Genomic DNA, 20,607 nt, shown 5'->3' with positions numbered 1-20,607 from the left:
AACGCATGTCGCTGAAGAAAATACTTTGCATTGTTGGGGCGCGGCCCAACTTCATGAAGATTGCGCCCATCATGCGCGCGTTTCGGGATCACGCGTCCGGCATCGAAGCGAAGCTCGTGCATACAGGGCAACATTATGATTATGCAATGAACGAATCCTTTTTTCAGCAATTGGAAATTCCGGCGCCAGATATCTCGCTAGAAGTCGGGTCGGGTAGCCATGCCCAGCAGACCGCTGACATTATGAAAAGTTTTGAAACTGTGATTGACAATGAAAAACCTGATTGCGTCTTGGTTGTTGGCGACGTCAACTCAACTATTGCTTGCGCGCTGGTTGCCGCGAAGAAGGGCGTCAAGGTGGTACATGTGGAGGCTGGCCTGCGTTCACGCGACCGTGGTATGCCGGAAGAAATCAACCGGATTCTGACGGATCAGCTGTCGGATCGGCTTTATGTTACGGAACGTGAAGCTATAGAAAACCTGCAGGCCGAAGGTATTTCGAGGGATAAGATCGTATTTGCCGGCAACGTCATGATCGATACTTTAAAGAACAATATCCCCCGAGCGATTCCCGCAGAACAAACCATAATTCAGGCATGTCAAGGGGCAGAGCCTCCAAAGAATGCCGCCACTTTTCTCGATGCTGATCGAGGCTACGCAGTCCTGACGTTACATCGACCTTCTAATGTAGACGATCCGGACGTATTAACGCGCTTGCTCAAAGTGCTGGAGGAAAACTGCAGCGCGTTGCCGCTGGTTTTCCCAGTGCATCCCCGAACCCAAGCCAAGATTCGCGAGGCAGGATGCGGAGCGTTTTTTGAGAACCCCGGGGTCCTGGCCTTGCCTCCCATAGGCTATCTAGAGATGCTTGGTTTGATGAAGGACGCGCGGACAGTTCTAACAGATTCCGGCGGTTTGCAGGAAGAAACAACAGCCTTGGGCGTACCCTGCCTTACCTTGCGTGAAAACACGGAGCGTCCCATAACGATTGAGCAAGGTACTAACAAGTTGGTTGGAGTAGAGCCTGAACGTGTAAGGCGTGCACTGGAAGATGTCGTCAACGCCGACACGCGATCGAGGAAACAGCCCGAGCTTTGGGACGGAGCGGCCGCGCAACGGATCTGCGGGGATCTGATTGAATGGTTGCGATGAGAATTTGCTGCTTAAGTATGGTGAGGGCCAAGGCTAGGGCCCGGGGGCGAGCTTGATAAGGAAGCTGGCAAGCACCGCTGCGCTCACGGCTACGAGCGCTATAGCATCTCGCGGAGCGTTGTTTGCGGGTGCTCTGATTTTTGCCCATGCGCTCGGCCCCGTCGATTACGGAACATTTAGCCTGTTGCAGATGACGGCGCTGCTGTTCACGACTTTCTTCGCGTTGGGGCTCGGACAGATGGCAACAAAAATAGTTGCCGAGGCTCGTGTACTGTCAGAGCAAGCGCTTACCATGGCTGTAACCGTTTCTTATGGTGCAGGCTTGGCTTGTGCAACGATATTCATGTTGGGCTTAATTGCCTTGGCCCACCCATTGGCGATGGCTATAAACCATCAGCCGCGAGACGCGCCGCTATACATGATGTCGGCATTGCTCATATTTACCGGCACACTTATACCAATCCAGAATGGCATTGCTTTGGGAATGGGGGCGGTAAAGAATCAAGCTGTTGCCAATGTCGTAGCCGCGCCCCTTGCGCTACTCGTCATGGTGCTTGCGTCAAGACTTGGTGGAGTGGCTAATGCTTTACTCGGGTACATCGCCGCCCAAGCTGTCGTGTTGTTCGCGCAACAGCTAGCGTTGCGAAGCTCCTTCAAACAGTTAGGACAATGGTGGAATCCCCTGATTCCGACGCGCAAAGACTGGGAGGTAGCTTGGCGCTTTGGGGCTCCAACATCCGTTGCTGGCATGTTGACGGTGCCTAGTTCCTGGCTGGGAATGTTATTTTTGGCTAGAACTGCGGGCAACGTCGAAGTGGGCCTCTTCTCCTTCGCAAATCAATTTCGAGCCATCGTGTTGTTTGGCATAGGAACGATAGCGAACGCCGCCTTGCCTCAGTTGACCACCTGCCTGACGACCCGCAATTACGCTGGATACCACAGGCTTTCGCGTCTGATCGTCTCCGTCTTGGTTGCGGCTACGGTATTCCTCAGTCTTCTTGTCTGGCTATTTGGAGGCGACTTGCTCTTTGCGCTCCTGCCTAAATACATGCCAGCAAAATCGTCGCTGCTGATATTGACCGTGTCTGGCGTAGCTACGGCGGCGACTGCTGTCTACATGCGCAGTGCCACTGCAGCGGGTGATGCCATGTCACTTATTCTTGGCAACGCCGCATTTGCTGTGCTGCTTGTGCCCCTTGCCTACTTGTGGACAAGCAGAGGTGCAAATGGATTGGCGTTTGCGACCCTGGCTGCGTGCGTCTTGCAGATGCTTGTGTTCATCGGCCTCGAGTGGCGCCGAACTCGGAGTTTCAAATGAGAATATTCCGTTCAGCGGATTCAGCGCAGGTGCCACACCAACGCTTGCGGGTAATCGCGCCGCTATCTGCATTGTCCCGGCGCACGCGCTTGTTCAAGCTGGCGAAATTCGTTCGGCATACCAAGTCGTGGGATATCTCATTGCTTGGCTGGGAGCGGCAGACTGGTGAGAGCAAGGAGGACTATCTCGACTTCGATATTGATAAGAAGTACGTGTTGCGAGGTGGTGGCTACGGCGGTGCCGGCGTTCGGGCACGATACCTGGTGTGGATGCTCCGCGTGTTTCTGCATTCGCTGAAGTACCGACGTGAAGACATTGTCTGGGCGCTGGGTTTTGAGAGCGCATTCCCCGCTTTGCTCGCCAGCAAGTTCAAGGGATTCGATATCGTCTTCGACGATGCTGACAGATTCTCTTTACTGTTTCCGTTGCCAACTCTAATAAGGAAGTTGGTAGGGCGCCTCGAGCGCTGGACTTCTCGACGGGTGGCCTTGCATGTGATTCCTGGCTCCGAGCGATACGATTTTGAAAGCGAGCGCTTCTATCTGTTGCGCAACATGCCTAGTGAGGGGGAAATCTCCGCTGCTAGAGCACTCCATGATCAGCACCCATGGCCCAGAGCAGGTTTGATGATCAATATCAACGGCTGGCTAGGTTCGTCGCGGGGAATGGACGTGGCGCTGGCGCTTGCAAAAAGGATGAATACCGCTGATGTGGGCTTCCTAGTGGCTGGAAAGCTTGATTGTAAAGAGGCCAAGGAGCTTGCGGAGCTCCCTCAGGTGACCTACCTGGGCGAGGTTTCGAACGCAGTAGCATTGTCGACGTACTACTCATCTGACTACGTATTCACTTATTACAAGCCGAATAGTGTCATCAATAGATTCGCAGAATCCAACAAGTGGGGAGATGCATTCAAGACGGGTATTGGCATCATTGTTAACGCGGAAGTCGCGACTGCCGCTTACATAGTTAATGCAGGAGCGGCCATCAGTGTGAACTATGACGATGTTGATGGACTCGTTGCTGCCGTTGAGGCGGCGCTCGGCAGCAGGCGTCTAGTTGAGGCGCACGGTGCCGCCAGCAGAGAATTGGGTGCTAAGAATGGCTACTATGAAGCACAGCTTAAACAACTATTTGAATTGTTGGAGGTGAATCATGGGGCTGGCTAGAAAGTTCGAAAAAATTGTCTGCTTCACTAGCGTTCGTGCTGTGGCTAACTTTCGTCCTCGTTGGGCGACAAACATCCTGCTCCACTTTTTCAAGCGATGGGGGATGAAATTCACGGGGCGGCCAAACTACATATCATCGAAAACGTGGTTCGATGGGACTGACTATAGTCTGATCACGATAGGTCACGAGGTGACGATTTCTAGTTACATACGCGTTCTTACTCATGATTGGGCGCTGCATACGGTCGCAAAAGCATTTAACCTGCCTCAGGAGAAACCTTTTGGTCGGGTAAAGCCCGTAACGATCGGAGATTACTCGTTCATAGGTACCGGCTCAATCCTTATGCCGGGGTGTGAAATCGGAAGGGCATGCATTATCGCAGCAGGGACCGTAGTGCGCGGTAAAGTGCCAGATTTTAGTATCTATGCGGGAAGCCCTGGCAACGTCATAGGCGACAGCAGGGTTTATCTTCGAGCGAAAGCTGGTGTCGATATCCCATGATGGTCGCGATGCTCATTTTGTTCTCTGCATTCACATTCTTCGGGATATTTTGCCATAGAAGCTTATGGATAATTAATCCCGTTGTGGGGTTTATTGCCTTTAATTGGATCATGGGATGCGGGGCGTTTCTATTCTTGGATTTAAGTCTTGAATCGGACATTGTTCACTGCGCCATAATTGTTGTATCTCCCCTGCTTTTGACGTTGGGCTCAATTTTTGTAGTAAAGGCAAAAAGAATGACTGGCCTGTACAGGGAGTATTGGCGGATACCTTTTGTTCCAGATAAGGCTCGAGTTATCCGTCGAGCCGCAATTATGCTCGTAATATCTAGCATTATTACGGTTATTTATTACAGAGCGGTTGGGTATAATCTTTTGCTTTCCACCCTTGGTTCCGGTGTAGACAATTTTACCGCAATGCGTTTGCAGGCCTATTCTGGTGATAAATATTTTGCCCCGGGATACGTAAACCAATTTAAAAATACGATTTTACCAATTTTGTACTTGTTTTTCTGCTTTCGTCTTAAGGGTAGTCGCTTTGGATGGCTGTTTATAGGTTTGGGCTTGGCATTCGTTTTGTATGCGCTACTTGGTACGGGTCAACGCACATTTCTAGTCATTTCGTTCCTTATGTTTCTCTACTGTGTTGTGGCCTACCGTGGTGGGTCGGTTCCTGTTCGTTACCTATTAGCACCGCTATTAGTCGTGTTTGCGCTCTTTTCCTACATTTCAATTCAGCTTGGCAGGTCGAACGGAGCTGGTATCATTAGTGGCTTTGGCGAGGTTCTTCATAGAGTATTTGAATCGAATCAATATAGTGCCGTCGTGGGGTTTAGGTATGTCTACGATGTAGTGGGCGTTCGCTTTGGGGCGCCATGGTTTCAAGACTTCGCTGGTCTGCTGCCTGGCGTTAGGGGCGATACAATATCCAATCAGGTATTCTATATCTTATTCGGATCTTATAAGGGTACTTCGCCTCTCAGTGTCTGGGGTTCAATCTATTACAACTTTGGACTGCCGGGCATCGTCGCTATAGGGCTTGCTATGGGAGCCGGTTTTCAGTTGACGTATTTGTCTTTTTTAAGAGGCAAGAAGAGCCTTTTTCGAGTCTTTTGTTACTCGGTGGTGTTTTTGTACTTTTCAATTTGGGTAGCTGGTGGTCCTGTTCAGCTAATAAATAATGGCCTGTTAGCCGTAGTGTTTTTGTTGTTGCTTAGTAAGATCACCTACAAAACTGATATCCAAACGAGGTCGTAGTTGTGAAGCAAATACTGCAGAATATGGCGGATGGGACTACGGCAATCTTCGATGTGCCGGCGCCTACTGCATCCGGCCAACTATTGGTCATCTCATCGACCATTTCGCTAATATCTGCTGGTACGGAGCGGATGCTGGTTGGTTTCGGCCGTTCGAGTTTTATTCAGAAAGCTCGGCAGCAACCCGATAAAGTTAGGATGGTTCTGGAAAAAATTAAGACGGACGGCCTTTTTGTTACCATCGATGCTGTGCGCTCAAAATTGGGGCAGCCTATTTCTTTAGGTTACTGCAACGTCGGAACGGTTTTGGAGACGGGTCGCCCTTTTGAGGGGATTAAATTAGGTGACCGCGTAGTATCTAATGGACCGCACGCTGAGCTCGTAAGAGTGCCAAAGCACCTCTGTGTAAAGGTGCCTGACTCCGTTAGTGACGAAAGCGCCGCATTTACTGTCGTAGCGAGCATTGGTCTGCAGGGCATTCGTTTGCTTCAGCCAACATTGGGCGAAGCCGTTGTGGTAACTGGCGCGGGGCTGATTGGCCTGTTGACGGTCCAACTGCTTCGGGCGCAAGGGTGTCGGGTGCTGGCTATCGATTTTGACGAAAGTAAACTTGCGCTAGCGCGCCAGTTCGGAGCAGAGACCTGCAATCCCGCGGCAGGGGAGGATCCTGTCGCTGCCGGTATGGCGTTCAGTCGCGGTCGCGGCGTGGATGGAGTAGTCATTACGGCATCCACGAAGTCATCCGATCCGGTGTCGCAGGCTGCGCGTATGAGTCGCAAACGTGGGCGGATCGTCTTGGTGGGTGTGACAGGCTTGGAGTTGAACCGGGCGGAGTTCTATGAAAAGGAGCTCACCTTCCAAGTGTCCTGTTCGTACGGTCCCGGCCGCTATGATCCCACCTATGAAGAAATGGGTCAGGACTATCCATTCGGATTTGTTCGTTGGACGGAACAGCGCAATTTCGAGGCGGTGCTTGACCTGATGGCTTCAGGTCAGTTGGATGTTGGTCCACTGATCACGCATCGCTTTGCTTTCGAGCAGGCGCCGAGTGCATATGACCTATTAAGCAGTGATCGGTCCGCTCTGGGCATTTTGCTAAGTTATGATGCTGATCAAGAAAGCAGAACGCGGCGCAAGGTTGGGTTGAAATCGGTACCCGTTTCGAAGATGGATGCCAATCGGCCTGTCGTCGGATTTATCGGTGCGGGCAATTATGCGTCGCGCGTGCTCATTCCAGCGTTCAGATCGGCGGGGGCTCAATTAGCTACCATTTGCACCGCTGGAGGTGTTAGCGGGGTGGTTCACGGTCAGAAGGCAGGCTTTGTCAGCGCCTCCACTGATGTCGAAGGAATGCTCTCAGATCCCGAGATCAATACAGTTGCAATCGTTACGCGTCATAACTCCCATGCACGTTTCGTTTGCCAAGTATTGAATGCAGGCAAACACGTATTCGTAGAGAAGCCACTCGCGATCAATTTGGGGGAACTTGAAGATGTGGAGAAGTCATATAGTGCCGCGCGTTCGCGCGGAATAGCTTGCCATTTGATGGTTGGCTACAATCGTCGATTTTCCCCTCAGGTACAGAAGATGAGGTCGCTCCTTGCGCCGGTGCGTGAGCCGAAGAGCTTCATCATGACCATGAATGCTGGTGCGATTCCCGCCGATCACTGGACGCAGGATCCTGCGGTTGGTGGTGGCCGGATTATCGGTGAAGCCTGCCATTTTATTGACCTCATGCGCTTTCTTGCTGGTTGTGAGATCACGTCCGTGCAAGCGCGGCGGATGGGCGACTCACTTGGCGTGGCGGTGACTGAGGACAAGGCGGTGATCACGCTCGGGTTTGCCGATGGCTCATTCGGTACGATCCATTACCTGGCAAATGGAGCGGCAAGTTTCCCGAAGGAGCGAGTGGAAGTTTTCGCGGCGGGACGCGTGCTGCAGCTCGACAACTTCCGCAAGCTGAAGGGCTTTGGCTGGCCGGGCTTCAGTCGGATGAACCTGTGGCGGCAGGACAAGGGGCAGCAAGCCTGTGCCGCTGCTTTCCTCAAGGCAGTGGAATCCGGAGTGGATACCCCGATCCCCGCATCTGAGGTTTTTGAGGTGGCGCGGGTCACCATTGAAGCCGCCGAGATGTTGCGAGAGCAATGAGCCGTCTTGCGACCAAGGCCAGGACGGCGCTATCGCTGGGATTGCAAAACCTGCTGCGGGTGGCGAACTTCCGTCTGGGTGTGCGCCTGGGCTGGAACCCCGTGCGTCGGCTGCATGCGGTATTGCCGGCAGGCCCTTGTTTCTCCATGCCGGAGCGACTCAGAACAGATGTCGTCGCCCCGGACTACTGGTGGTCGTCAGCGAAATATTTTGGACGCTGGCAGGTTTCTGAGGGCGAGCAGGCGCCGGACTGGCACGCCAATCCCCTGACCGGGCAGCGCGTGCAGGACCCTCAGCGCCCATGGTGGCAAATTCCCGACTTCGATGCGACGGTTGGTGACATCAAGACGGTATGGGAGGCTTCGCGTTTCGACTGGGTTCTGTCTTTTGCGCAGCGTGCTGCAACGGGCGAGCGCGTGGCACTGGACCGACTCAATGGTTGGTTGTCGGATTGGGCGGTGAATAATCCGGCGTACTGCGGACCCAACTGGAAGTGCGGTCAGGAAGCGTCAATTCGCGTGATGCATCTGGCCATGGCCGCGCTCATTCTTCAATGCTCGAAGTCATCTGGCAGAAATTTGCTGGGGTTGGTCAAAGCGCATTTGGAGCGAATTGCGCCGACGATGGGCTATGCCGTAGCGCAAGACAACAATCACGGTACGTCCGAGGCCGCAGCCCTGTACATCGGGGGAACCTGGCTGGCCGCAAGCGGCGAGCGAGCAGGTGAGCACTGGGCAAGGACGGGACGGAAATGGCTGGAAAACCGGGTAGGCCGCTTGTTCGCAACCGATGGAAGCTTTAGCCAGTATTCGACAACCTATCACCGAGTCGCGCTTGACACCCTGTGCATGGTGGAAGTGTGGAGACGCCAGCTTGGCGATGCCGCTTTCAGCGCGAAATTCCAGCAGCGTGCCATCGCTGCTACCACATGGCTGAAGACGCTGACTGATGCCGCCGGTGGGGACGCGTCCAACCTCGGCGCAAACGATGGTGCCAAGCTGCTGCCCTTGGGCGAGGCGGACTATCGTGACTTTCGCCCTTCCGTGCAGTTGGCTTCGGCTTTGTTTTGTGGGTATTGCGTGTATCCGGAAGCCGACGATGCTTTGCGCTGGTTGGGAATTTCTGCGCCCCTTGCGGCGCAGGAGTTACCAACTTCCTCCCGCTTTGATGACGGTGGCTTTGGAATTCTTCGGCGAAGCACGGCTTTCGCGATGATGCGTTTTCCGCGATTTCGCTTTCGGCCAAGTCAGGCGGACGCGCTGCACGTGGATTTCTGGCTAGCTGGCGAAAACGTGCTGCGGGATGCTGGAACGTTCGGTTACAACGTCGAGAAGAAATGGCTCGATTACTTCAGTGGCACCGAGGGCCACAACACCATTCAGTTCGACGACCGCGACCAGATGCCCCGTTTGGGTCGGTTCCTTTTTGGCGATTGGTTGCGGGCCAGGAACGTTGAAGGGCCTGCAGTGAGCAAGGATGATGTTCGCTTTTCGGCAACCTATCGGGATCAACTGGGTGCATCGCACCGCCGGGCTTTGCGCCTGGCCGACGATTGTCTGCAGATTGAGGACGAGGTGTCGGGCTTCCGTAGCAAGGCTGTGTTGCGATGGCGCCTGCGGCCGGGCCATTGGAAACTGGACGGGATGCGGGTCAGTTGCGACGGACACGCGCTATCCGTCACCGCCGATATGCCGGTGTGCCGTATCGCGCTGATCGAAGGCTGGGAATCACGCTACTACCTTGAAAAAACTGCGGTGCCGGTGCTTGAGGTCGAGATTGATCGTCCGGGCACGCTTGTTTCCACCTACAGCTGGGCATGAATGAAAGTCCTTTACTTCCACCAACACTTCTCCACGCCCAAAGGCGCCGCAGGCATCCGCTCTTACGAAATGGCCCGTCGCCTCGTTGCACGTGGTCATGCTGTCACCATGGTATGTGGCAGCTACGGCGGCGGAGAGACCGGCCTTTCTGGCGAGTTTGCGCAGGGCAGGCGCCGCGGCATGATTGACGGCATCGACATCATCGAGATGAATCTTGCCTATTCGAACAGTGATGGCTTCCTGAAGCGTGCAATGACCTTCCTGCGGTTTGCCTGGCGCAGTGTGGCCTTGGCCCTTACCGAGACCTACGATGTCGTGTTTGCTACGACCACGCCGTTGACGGCCGGTATTCCGGGCATCTTTGCGCGCTGGCTTCGCCGTAAACCTTTTGTCTTTGAAGTTCGCGACCTCTGGCCAGAGTTGCCGAGGGCGATGGGTGTCATCACCAACCCGGTCGTACTGTCCGGAATGTCCCTGCTTGAGTGGCTTTCCTATCGTTCCGCCACTCGTTGCATTGGACTTTCCCCCGGTATCGTCGACGGCATTGCCAAACGCGGTGTCGATCGCGAACGCATAGCCCTCGTACCGAATGGTTGCGACTTGGGGATCTTCGGAAGCGAAGTCGAGATCTGGCGGCCCGATGGTGTTGCCGCCGATGACTTGATGGCCGTATTTGCAGGGACGCAGGGCCTGGCCAATGGGTTGGACGCGGTGCTGGATGCCGCGGGGGAACTCAAGCGTCGCGGGCGACGTGACATCAAGCTGTTGTTGATCGGACAAGGAGCGCTCAAGCCCGTACTGCAGGCTCGCGCCGCCAGCGAAGAACTGGATAACGTAGTCTTTCATCCGCCGGTCAACAAGGCGCGCCTGGCTGGGCTAATGGCGGCAACCGATATCGGCATGCAGATACTCGCCAATGTTCCGGCGTTCTATTACGGGACGTCACCAAACAAGTTCTTCGACTATCTCGCCTCAGGCTTGCCCGTGTTGAACAACTATCCGGGCTGGCTTGCCGAATTGATCGAAAGCCATGCATGCGGATTCGCAGTGCGACCTGAGGATCCGACAGCATTTGCCGACGCGCTCGAGATGGCCGCTTCGGACAGGGCTGCATTGAAGGAGATGGGACGACGGAGTCTTGCGTTGGCTCGGAGTGATTTCGACAGGGCAGAACTGAGTGAGCGTTTTGTCGATTGGCTGGAACTGGCAAAGGACGACGTGAAATGAATGAGACTGGATTTGACGCTGTGGTCGGGTTTGCCCGGAGCATTTACGGCGAGGGCTTCATTCCGCTGCATCGCCCGGTCTTTGAGGGCAACGAAAAGGCGTACCTGGTCGACTGCATCGACTCCAACTTCGTTTCGTCAGTCGGCGCGCGCGTCACCGACTTCGAACAGAAGATCGCTGCGTTCACCGGCGCGAAATACGCCATTGCCACCGTCAACGGTACGGCGGCTCTGCACGCGGCACTGCAGCTCGTCGGCGTGTCACGCGATGACGAAGTTATCACCCAGGCGCTCACGTTCATCGCTACCTGCAATGCGCTCAGCTATACCGGCGCACATGCCGTGTTCGTGGATGTGGATCGCGACACCCTGGGCATGAGTGCGGACGCGTTGCGCCGCTTTCTCGAAAGCAAGGTGGAACGTCGCGGTGGCCAAGCTTTCAACAAGGCCACCGGTCGGCGCATCGCCGCGTGCGCGCCGATGCATACGTTTGGCTTGCCGTGCCGTATCGAGGAGATCGTGGCGCTGTGCGACGACTACGGCATCCCGGTGATCGAGGATGCGGCCGAGTCGCTGGGCAGCTATGTGGGTGGTCGCCATACTGGCACCTTCGGCAAGCTAGCCACGCTGAGCTTCAACGGCAACAAGGTGATAACCACGGGTGGTGGCGGCATGATCATCACCGACGACGAGGAGCTGGCGAGCAGGGCCAAGCACCTCACCACCACGGCCAAGATCCCGCATCCCTACGAGTTCGTGCACGACATGACCGGTTACAACTACCGGATGCCGAACCTCAACGCGGCCCTGGGTTGCGCGCAGATGGAGGAACTGCCGAAGTTCCTCGCCATCAAGGCTGATGTCGCGCGGCGCTATGCGGCGTTCTGCGAGGCGCAGGGGATTGTGCAGGCGCAGGCGCGCGCAGGCACGGTGTCCAATTACTGGCTCAATGCGATCGTGCTGGGTTCGCTGGAACAACGCGACGCCTTCCTCGAATACACCAATAGCCGCGGCGTGATGACGCGTCCCATCTGGCGCCTGATGACCCGACTGGACATGTACAAGGACTGCGAGCACGACGGCCTGGAAAACTCCCGCTGGCTGGAAGATCGCGTGGTGAATCTGCCGTCCAGCGTGCCTGATGGTGCGATGGGCAAGGCTTGAACCTGACTGTAGTTGGATGCCATGAATATTCTTGAACTCGTTGGCCGCAAGCGGCCATTGTTTGACACCGATGTGCAGGCGCACGAAGCGGAACTTTCCGCAAAAGTGGCTGCCAGCCGTTTCCTTGTGATCGGTGGTGCCGGCTCGATCGGTCAGGCGGTCACGCGTGAGATCTTCAAGCGGCAGCCGAAAATGCTGCACGTGGTGGATATCAGTGAAAACAACATGGTTGAGCTGGTGCGCGATATCCGCAGCACGCTGGGCTACATCGACGGCGACTTCCGCACGTTCGCGATCGACTGCGGCAGCCGGGAGTTCGAAGCGTTGACGCAATCGGGCGAGGGCTACGATTACGTGCTGAACCTGTCGGCCCTGAAGCACGTGCGCAGCGAGAAGGATCCGTTCACCCTGATGCGGCTGATCGAGGTGAACGTGCTCAATACCATCAAGACGATCGAACTGGCCAAGGCCAGCGGCGCGCGCAAGTACTTCTGCGTGTCCACCGACAAGGCCGCCAATCCGGTCAACATGATGGGCGCCAGCAAGCGGATCATGGAGATGTTCCTGATGCGCGCCAGCGAGCAGATGCCGATTTCCACCGCGCGCTTCGCCAACGTGGCGTTCTCCGACGGTTCGCTGCTGCATGGCTTCAACCAGCGTTTTGCCAAGCGCCAGCCGATCTCCGCGCCGAACGACGTACGCCGTTACTTCGTCACGCCACAGGAGTCTGGCGAGTTGTGCCTGATGTCCTGCTTGCTGGGCGACAACCGCGACATCTTTTTTCCGAAACTGAGCGAAGCGCTGGACCTCACCCGCTTCTCCGACATCGCGGTGCGTTACCTGGCGGCGCTGGGTTTCGAGGCACACGAATGCGCCAGCGAAGACGAGGCGCGCGACCAGGCGGCTGCCTTGATCGCGCAGAAGAAGTGGCCGTGCTATTTCTTTGCCAGCGACACCACCGGCGAGAAGGACTTCGAGGAATTCTTTACCGACCGCGAAGTGCTCGACATGCAACGCTTCGAGAATCTCGGCGTGATCAAGAATGCGCCGGATTATGATCAGGCACGGCTCGACCACTTCCTTGCCACGCTGAATGCGATTCGTCAGCAGCCGACCTGGGAGAAGGCACCTATCGTCGATCTGTTCAATCACATGATTCCGGACTTTGCCCACAAGGAAACCGGCAAGTATCTCGACGGCAGGATGTAAGGCATGCAGCGTTTGTTCGATATCGTGTTGTCCGGCCTGGCGCTGCTGGTGCTGTCACCGCTGCTGGTGCCGATCGCCATCGCGTTGCGTTTCAGCGGAGAGGGCGAGATCTTCTACGTGCAGCAGCGGATAGGACGCGGCGGCAAGGCGTTCGGCCTGTACAAATTCGCCACCATGCTGAAGAACAGCCCGAACCTGGGCACCGGCACGGTGACGGTGAAGAACGATCCGCGGGTGTTGCCGCTGGGCGGCTTTCTGCGCAAGACCAAGATCAACGAACTGCCGCAGCTGCTCAACATCCTGCTTGGCGACATGAGCCTGGTCGGCCCGCGACCGCAGACGCAACGCTGCTTCGACGCCTTTCCCGCGTCGTCGCAGGTCCAGATCGTCAAGGTGCGCCCTGGCCTTTCCGGCATCGGTTCCATCGTATTCCGTGATGAAGAGGAACTGATGCACGCCAGCGTGGAGCCGGAAAAGTTCTACGACGAGGTGATCATGCCGTACAAGGGCGCGCTGGAAGAGTGGTACGTGGCGAACCAGGGATTGCGCACCTACCTGATGTGCATCGTTATCACGGCCTGGGTGGTGCTGTTCCCGAAGTCGGCCATCGTGAAGAAGGTTTTCCCGGGTTTGCCGGCAGAGCCGGCAGCCCTGTCCGGCGTGGTCTGAGATTCATGGAACGCCGCGACGTTTACCAGCAGGTTGCCCGGTTGCACGTGGACAATATCAATAAGGGTTTTCTGGCGACGCTGGGTACCGGATTTGTTTCATTGATGTATCAGGCCATCGATGAGGCACCGGCCAGTGTGTTGCTGGTCGAGGAGCGAGAGGGTCGCGTGGTGGGTTTTGTTGCCGGTGGCTGCGGCATGGGGGCGATCTACAAGCGCATGCTGCGTTCCCCCATTCGGCTCGGTCTGGCGCTGCTGCCTTCAGTGATTCGCCCGCGACGGGTGCTGCGGATTCTGGAAATCCTTCGCTACAGTCGTGGTCACAGCCTGCCGTCGAATCTGCCTGCCGCCGAATTATTGAGCATCGCGGTGGATGCTTCGTGCCGTGGACAGAAGATCGCCGAACGTCTCTATCGCCGCTTGGAAGAACACTTTCGGAAAGTCGGGGTGACATCGTTCAGGATTATCGTCGGCGAAGCGCTGGCGCCCGCGCACCGGTTCTACTTGAGAATGGGAGCAGTGGCGACGGACAAGGTGGAGGTCCACGAAGGAGAGCTGTCCGTTGTTTACGTACATGTGCTGACTCAGGCTCGCCCGGACAGCCTATAAGCATACAAACCGAAGTATTCGTGCAGGTAGATGCAGCTACGCAGCAGGGCGGAGTGGTGAGGCAGCCAGACATTATCTTCGACGACGGGTTTTGTCTGGGACATGGTTGGGGCCGGGATGACCTCCAATCCCTGTTTGCGAAGAGCCGCGAATGAGCGTGGCATGTGGTACGGCGAGGTCACCAACAGCACGCGAAGCCGATTTTCCAGTTTGAGGATGCGTGCCGAATAGAGCGCATTTTCATAAGTGGTGTCAGCTTCACTTTCGACCCGTAACGAACTGGTTGCAACGCCCTTGGCTTCGAGCACCTGAGCTCGTTTGCTTGCACCACCTTTGTTGGCTGACAGTACGACGATCGGTGCACGCCCCGCTTGATAGAGCTGGTAGGCGAAGCCCAGTCGATTCCGGCTGATCTTGTCAGGCTCTGCCTGCCAGTCACTTTTCGGACTGGGTATGCCATCGCCGCCAAAGACCACGATGGCATCGACGATGGGATAGGTGCTGGCAGGTGAGTATGGATACTGCGACTCGAGGCTCTCGCGCATCAGGCCCACGAAAGCCGGAGTGGAGCAGAGATAAAGCCAGGCTGCGGCAAGCAGGACCAGCAGGCCACCGGCCCGGTAGCGTCGCAAGAGCAGCAAAGTGAGTCCGATCCCTGCGACAAGACACGACTGCCAGATCGGAAAGTTCAAGCGGTCCAGCAAGTGCTCCACAATATTAAGGATCAATCCGCCTCGGCGACGGAATCCCTGCGGATACGCTGGCGTGCGATCGGTCGTGTGACGTGATCATCATTGGCGGCGATCGGCTTGGCCACGTGCATGCCTTTGCGGGTTTGCTGGCGAACCCAGATCCGGGTCACCGTCACTGTGTAGACCACGGAGAAAATGCAGAACGTTGCGAGGTTGGTGCCCGAGCCCAATCCCAGCGAACTGGTGACGCTGCCAAGGAAGGCCATCGAGGCCGCCAGCGCAATCAACGCGACCAGGCTGGCGCGCGGGCCCAGGCCCATGCCCATCAGGATGTGATGGATGTGGCCACGATCGGGCTTGAACGGTGACTTGCCCTGGCGCAGGCGGCGATACATCACGGCCAGGGTATCGAGCACGGGCAGGGCCACGCACCACAGCACGTCGACGGGTGACAGCTGGCTGCCCGGTTCCTGGCTGAGGCGGATCAGGGTCCAGGCCAGCAGGTAGCCAAGCACCATGCTGCCGGCGTCACCCATGAAGATCTTGCGACCCATCAGGCCAAGGTTGGCGAAGAGGTACGGGATGGCGGCGATGGCCAGCAGGGTGATCAGGGCCAGCGATCCCCGCAGCGCGTTGGGGCCGGCGAACAGCACGATCGCGGCGATGCTGACCAGGCCCAGGCTGCCGGCCAGGCCGTCGATGCCGTCCATCATGTTGAAAGCATTGAGCAGGCCGATCACGGCCACCACGGTGACCGGAACGCCGACCCAGCCCAGCGTGAGCTCGTAACCGAAGATGTGTCCCAGGGAATGGATGTAGACGCCGGTACTGCCGATGACCGTCAGGATCAAGATGGTCTGCACCAGCAGGCGGGTGCGGACGCTGAGGTCGGAGCGGTCGTCCAGTGCGCCCAGCAGCACCAGCACGCATGACGTACCCAGCAGCACCTGGCCGAACAGCTGAAACCGGCCCCAGATGCAGGCGCCCACCAGCACGCCGAGGAAGATGGCCAGGCCACCGACCAGCGGCACGCTGCCGACGTGATGCTTGCGTTCGTTGGGAAGGTCCACCAGTCCCAGCGTGCCCGCGAAGCGGCGCAGCACGATGACCGCGACGAGCGAGGTGATGGCCGTTGCCACGCAAGCAAGAATCATCCGTGTGTCCTGCATGAGTTATGAGTCTCCAGTATCCCTGTGGACTATTTCAAAACAGCACGATCCGGGTGGACGGAGAGTGTCGCCTTTTTATGAGTCCTCTACCTTGCCGGCAGTGGACATTTTGGTTAAGGCCAGCTCTTTGCGGACACCAACCGGGCAACATCAAGGCCTGGACCCGGCTGTTCGGAACGGCGCCGCCGTTCCACCAACCGTACTCAGGCTCTACAGCAACCCGGCCCCCTGATGTCAGAAAGAGCCGCCTTGATCCGTGATGGGCATCAAGGGTTTCCAATCTTATCAGGTATGGACGGCTGAATCGGGGAGACTGGCGAGGGCGTTCAGGCTTGGGTGGTGTAGGTGAACGGGGTGTGGGTGAGGATTCTGGATCGATGGATGGGAGGGACGTGCGTCGTTTCGTTGCAAGTTTTGCGGGAGTGGCCGTGTTTTTCGCGGTGTTGCTTGTTGAGGGGCGGGCTTCGTCGGGTCGCAGGGAGGGCGGGTCTTCACTGAAGTGCAACGTCAAGAGCGCACCCCCTCCTAACCTCCCCCTGCTGCGCAGGGGGAGAGATCGAGCCCGAGGCTGCTGCGCAAGGGAGGGACGAGCCCGAAGCTCCGTGCCTTGCTCCCTCCCCTGCGTAGTAGGGGAGGGCTGGGGTGGGGTCGCTCTTCGCCCCGGCTCTACGCCCCCGCAATCAACGCCGAAATCTCCCCCGTGCGTTCCTGCATCAACGCCACGTCGCCACGCGACTCCACGTTGAGCCGGAGCAGCGGTTCGGTGTTGGAGCTGCGCAGGTTGAAGCGCCACGGGCCGAAGTCGGCGCTGATGCCATCGGTGTGGTCGAGGGCGGGTGACTGGCTGGCGTAGTGGCCCATCACCCGCTCGGTGGCGGCGCGTGCGTCGGCGACCTTGAAGTTGATTTCGCCGCTGCAGGGGAAGGCGCGCATGCGGTCTTCCACCAGTTCGGCCAGTGACAGCCCGCGGGTGCTGACCAGTTCGGCGATCAGCAGCCAGGGGATCATGCCGGAGTCGCAGTAGGCGAAGTCGCGGAAGTAGTGGTGGGCACTCATTTCGCCGCCGTAGATGGCGTTCTCGGCGCGCATGCGTTCCTTGATGAAGGCGTGGCCGGTCTTGCTGAGCACGGGGACGCCGCCGGCCTGGTGCACCATCTCGATGGTGTTCCAGGTGAGTCGCGGGTCGTGGATGATCTTGCCGCCGGGATGGCGCGCCAGCAGGGCGGTGGCCAGCAGGCCGACCAGGTAGTAGCCCTCGATGAAGCGGCCGTCGGCGTCGAAGAAGAAGCAGCGGTCGAAGTCGCCATCCCAGGCCACGCCGAAGTCGGCGCCGTGGGCGCGCACCGCGTCGGCGGTGGCGGCGCGGCATTCGGGCAGCAGCGGGTTGGGGATGCCGTTGGGGAAATGGCCGTCCGCCTCGTGCTGGATGCGGATGAACTCGAACGGCAGATGCGGCGCGAGCTGGTCGATGATCAGGCCGGCGCCGCCGTTGCCGGCGTTGACCACGATCTTCAGCGGCTTCAGCCGGTCGCGCTGGATGTAGCCGAGCAGGTGCTGGATGTAGGCGGATTTGTCGGCCATCGCCCGCGGCGTGGCGACGCCGGCGGGAATGGTTTCCCGGTGGCTGGCGGCGAAATCGCGGATCGCGAACAGGCCGCTGTCGCCGCTGATCGGCCGCGAGCCTTCGCGCACCAGCTTCATGCCGTTGTAGTCCATCGGATTGTGGCTGGCGGTGACCATCACGCCGCCGGCGGCGCCCAGGTGCATGGTCTGGAAGTAGACCTCTTCGGTGCCGCCCATGCCGATGTCGAGCACCTCGCGTCCGGCCGCGTGGAAACCGTCGGCCAGCGCCGCCTGCAACGCCGGGCTGCTCAGACGCACGTCGCGCCCAAGCACCACCGGGCCCGGTCCCAGCTGTGCGGCCATGGCCAGGCCGATGCGACGCGCCAGGTCTTCGTCCAGCTCGTCAGGCACGCGGCCGCGGATGTCGTAGGCCTTGAAGCAGGGGAGTGGGGGCATGGATCGTTCCACGAAGTGGTTGGTAGCCCGGCATTGTAGTTGCCGCGGCCGTTTTGCTCCCTCCCCTGCAAGTCCCGCAAGGGGACTTCCTTCGGTCGCAGAAAGAGTTGGGCGACCGCAGGGAGTGCATTAGCTGAGGGGTTGCTCTTGGGCGGGGAGCAAGATCAAGAGCGCACCCCCTCCTGACCTCCCCCTGCAAGCAGGGGGAGGAACCGAACCGGGGCCCCGCGCCTTGCTCCCTCCCCTGCTTGCAGGGGAGGGTTGGGCGACCGCAGGGAGTGCTTTAGCTGAGGGGTCGCTCTTGGGTGGGGAGCAAGATCAAGAGCGCACCCCCTCCTGACCTCCCCCTGCAAGCAGGGGGAGGAATCGACTCGGAGCCCCGCGCTCTACTCCCTCCCCTGCTCGCAGGGGAGGGCCGGGGTGGGGTCGCTCTTCGCCTCTAACGGAACAGCAAATTGATCGCCACCAGCGTGACCACCAGCACCACCAGGGTCAGCGGTACGCCCACGCGCAGGAAGTCCCTGCCTTTGTAGCCGCCGGGACCGGTGACCATCATCAGCGCCGGATGGCCGGAGCTGAGCAGGAAGGTGTTGGAGGAGGACACGGCGACGATCAGCGCATAGGCCGACGGGTTGCCGCCGGTGGCGACGGCGACGCTGATGGCGATGGGCACCATCATCACGGTGGCGCCCACGTTGGACATCACCTGCGAGAACAGCAGGGTGAGCACGGCCAGGCACAGCTGCAGCACCCACGGCGATGCGCTGCCCAGGTGATCCAGCACCACCTGGGCGATCCACGCGGCGGTGCCGGTGGCGTCCATCGACCAGCCCAGCGGGATCAGGCAGGCGGTGACGAAGATGGTCTTCCAGTTGATCGCCTTGTAGCCCTCGTCCATGTTCAGCACGCCGGTGAGCAGCATGCCGATCGCGCCGGTCATCATCGCCACCGACAGGTCGAGGTTGGTGAACAGGGCCAGGCATTTGGCCAGCAGGAAGAAGCCCACCGCCTGCCAGATCTTGCCGGGGCGCTGCTGTTCCTTGGGGATGTCGGTGACCACGACCAGGTCGCGGTCTTCGGCGGCCAGCGACAGGTCGCGCCAGTTGCTGTGCAGCACCACGGTGTCGCCGGCGCGCAGGCTGACGCCGCGCACGTCCTCGCGCAGCACCTTGTCGCCGCGGGTCACCGCCAGCACGGAAATGCCGAAGCGCTTGCGCAGGCGCAGCTCGCCCACGGTGTGCTTGATGAAGCGCGACACCGGCGGAATCACCACTTCGGAAATGCCGGCGCGGCTCGGATTGAACAGCTCGCCCAGCTGGCGCATGCGGGTGGACAGGCGGCACAGCTGGTTGTTGGCGAACTGGTTGAGTTGCTCGCGCGGGCCGAGCACGCCCAGCACCGAGCCGACCCAGATCACGTGGTCGGCCGGTGGCGCCATGCGCGCGTCGTTGCCGCTCTTGATCGCCAGGATCAGCGGCGCCTCGTACAGCTGTTCCGCCTCGCCGATGCTCATGCCGACCAGCGGGCTCTCGGCGGTGACGGTGAGCTCGGCGGTCTCGCCGACGATGCCGTAGGTTTCGGCGAAGTAGCTTTCGGTGCGCCCGGGCGTCACCTTCAGCCGTTCGTCCTCGTGCCCCGGCAACAGCTTGCGGCCGAAGAAATAGAAATAGGCGATGCCGACCACCGCCAGCGCCAGGCCCACCGGGGTCACGCTGAACAGGCCGAACTTCGGAATCGTGTGCGCGCCCGGCGGCAGGTTCACGTTGGCGCTGGCGATCAGGTCGTTCAGCACGATCAGCGGCGAGTTCGCGATCAGCGTGGTGTTGGTTGCGGTGAGGATGCAGAACGCCATCGGCAGCAGCAGCCGCGAAATCGGCACGCCGGTGCGCGCGGCGAGTCGGCTGCTGACCGGGATCATCAGGGCGGCCAGCGCCTGGCTGGGAATCACCGCGCTGAACAGGCTGGCGACCATGTTGATCACCATGCCCAGCCGCGACTCCGCCCCGCGCGCCATGCGCATCACGAAGTTGGCGGTGAGCTGCAGCACGCCGGCGCGGTCCAGTCCCTCGCCCATGATCATGATCGCGATGATCGCGATCACCGCGTTGCCGGCGAAGCCGTTGAACACGCGGTCGGACGGAATCAGCCCGGTCAGGCCGATCACCACCACCACCAGCAGCGCCACCATGTCGGCGCGAATCCACTCCAGCACCAGCATCAGCATGGTGAAACCCACCAGCCCGAGCACCAGGATCATTTCGGGGGTGAGCGAGAGCGCCATCAGCTGACGTCCCTGCGGCGCAGCGGCTTGCGGTGGATACGGCGGGGCAGTGGAAACTTCACGCTGCTGTCGATTCGTCCCTGGGCGGATGTCCGTGAGTATAAGCGGGGTGGTGCGGTTGCTGGTGAACCTGAGGCCAAGAGCTTGACCCCAAGAGCTTGACCCCACCCCGGCCCTCCCCTGCAAGCAGGGGAGGGAGAAGTGCGGTTG

General features: G+C 58.8%; 16 protein-coding genes. 12 read left to right on the top strand and 4 right to left on the bottom strand.

Annotation, left to right across the window (positions count from 1 at the left end):
- Nucleotides 1-5 precede the first annotated feature (5 nt).
- The 12 genes from wecB to AC3A56_RS05940 all read left to right on the top strand — a co-directional run bounded on the left by wecB (nucleotide 6) and on the right by AC3A56_RS05940 (nucleotide 14,236).
- A complete protein-coding gene (wecB, locus tag AC3A56_RS05995; protein WP_487769683.1) occupies nucleotides 6-1,151 on the top strand; it encodes a non-hydrolyzing UDP-N-acetylglucosamine 2-epimerase in 1,146 nt (381 codons plus the stop codon).
- A 52-nt stretch (nucleotides 1,152-1,203) separates the two neighbouring features.
- Nucleotides 1,204-2,469, top strand: a complete 1,266-nt coding sequence (locus tag AC3A56_RS05990) for an oligosaccharide flippase family protein (protein ID WP_487769682.1) — start codon at nucleotides 1,204-1,206, stop codon at nucleotides 2,467-2,469.
- Nucleotides 2,470-2,558: 89 nt separating this feature from the next.
- The gene (locus AC3A56_RS05985; RefSeq protein ID WP_487769681.1) at nucleotides 2,559-3,635 is read left to right on the top strand and encodes a glycosyltransferase family protein; all 1,077 of its coding nucleotides are present in this window, start codon (nucleotides 2,559-2,561) and stop codon (nucleotides 3,633-3,635) included.
- Entirely contained in the window at nucleotides 3,622-4,137 is a 516-nt protein-coding gene (locus AC3A56_RS05980; RefSeq protein WP_487769680.1) for an acyltransferase, read from the top strand. The genes AC3A56_RS05985 and AC3A56_RS05980 overlap by 14 nt, the downstream gene beginning before the upstream one ends.
- A gap of 8 nt (nucleotides 4,138-4,145) precedes the next feature.
- A complete protein-coding gene (locus AC3A56_RS05975) occupies nucleotides 4,146-5,393 on the top strand; it encodes an O-antigen polymerase (RefSeq protein ID WP_487769679.1) in 1,248 nt (415 codons plus the stop codon).
- Between the two features lie 2 nt (nucleotides 5,394-5,395).
- Nucleotides 5,396-7,540, top strand: a complete 2,145-nt coding sequence (locus tag AC3A56_RS05970; RefSeq protein ID WP_487769678.1) for a bi-domain-containing oxidoreductase — start codon at nucleotides 5,396-5,398, stop codon at nucleotides 7,538-7,540.
- Nucleotides 7,537-9,360 carry a heparinase II/III family protein gene (locus tag AC3A56_RS05965; RefSeq protein ID WP_487769677.1) on the top strand — a complete coding sequence of 608 codons (1,824 nt, stop codon included), beginning with the start codon at nucleotides 7,537-7,539 and terminating at the stop codon, nucleotides 9,358-9,360. The genes AC3A56_RS05970 and AC3A56_RS05965 overlap by 4 nt, the downstream gene beginning before the upstream one ends.
- A complete protein-coding gene (locus AC3A56_RS05960) occupies nucleotides 9,361-10,587 on the top strand; it encodes a glycosyltransferase family 4 protein (protein ID WP_487769676.1) in 1,227 nt (408 codons plus the stop codon).
- Nucleotides 10,584-11,750, top strand: a complete 1,167-nt coding sequence (locus AC3A56_RS05955; RefSeq protein ID WP_487769675.1) for a LegC family aminotransferase — start codon at nucleotides 10,584-10,586, stop codon at nucleotides 11,748-11,750. The genes AC3A56_RS05960 and AC3A56_RS05955 overlap by 4 nt, the downstream gene beginning before the upstream one ends.
- 21 nt (nucleotides 11,751-11,771) lie before the next feature.
- A complete protein-coding gene (locus AC3A56_RS05950; protein ID WP_487769674.1) occupies nucleotides 11,772-12,959 on the top strand; it encodes a UDP-N-acetylglucosamine 4,6-dehydratase in 1,188 nt (395 codons plus the stop codon).
- A 3-nt stretch (nucleotides 12,960-12,962) separates the two neighbouring features.
- On the top strand, nucleotides 12,963-13,628 hold the full coding sequence (locus AC3A56_RS05945; protein WP_487769673.1) for a sugar transferase: 666 nt from the start codon (nucleotides 12,963-12,965) through the stop codon (nucleotides 13,626-13,628).
- Nucleotides 13,629-13,633: 5 nt separating this feature from the next.
- Nucleotides 13,634-14,236: a GNAT family N-acetyltransferase gene (locus tag AC3A56_RS05940; RefSeq protein WP_487769672.1), complete on the top strand. Its 603-nt coding sequence runs from the start codon at nucleotides 13,634-13,636 to the stop codon at nucleotides 14,234-14,236.
- Here the strand turns inward: AC3A56_RS05940 and AC3A56_RS05935 are convergent.
- The 4 genes from AC3A56_RS05935 to AC3A56_RS05920 all read right to left on the bottom strand — a co-directional run bounded on the left by AC3A56_RS05935 (nucleotide 14,212) and on the right by AC3A56_RS05920 (nucleotide 20,397).
- Nucleotides 14,212-14,964, bottom strand: a complete 753-nt coding sequence (locus AC3A56_RS05935; protein WP_487769671.1) for a YdcF family protein — start codon at nucleotides 14,962-14,964, stop codon at nucleotides 14,212-14,214. The genes AC3A56_RS05940 and AC3A56_RS05935 overlap by 25 nt on opposite strands.
- Nucleotides 14,961-16,067 carry an undecaprenyl/decaprenyl-phosphate alpha-N-acetylglucosaminyl 1-phosphate transferase gene (locus AC3A56_RS05930; RefSeq protein WP_487769670.1) on the bottom strand — a complete coding sequence of 369 codons (1,107 nt, stop codon included), beginning with the start codon at nucleotides 16,065-16,067 and terminating at the stop codon, nucleotides 14,961-14,963. Before AC3A56_RS05930 ends, AC3A56_RS05935 begins: the two co-directional genes overlap by 4 nt.
- A gap of 696 nt (nucleotides 16,068-16,763) precedes the next feature.
- Complete coding sequence (locus tag AC3A56_RS05925; protein ID WP_487769669.1) at nucleotides 16,764-18,116, bottom strand: phosphohexomutase domain-containing protein; 1,353 nt, start codon at nucleotides 18,114-18,116, stop codon at nucleotides 16,764-16,766.
- A gap of 439 nt (nucleotides 18,117-18,555) precedes the next feature.
- A complete protein-coding gene (locus AC3A56_RS05920) occupies nucleotides 18,556-20,397 on the bottom strand; it encodes an SLC13 family permease (protein WP_200946054.1) in 1,842 nt (613 codons plus the stop codon).
- Nucleotides 20,398-20,607 lie beyond the last annotated feature (210 nt).

It is taken from the genome of Rhodanobacter sp. Soil_C_14, from assembly GCF_057657335.1.
This window is presented reverse-complemented; position numbering and strand designations above follow the sequence as displayed.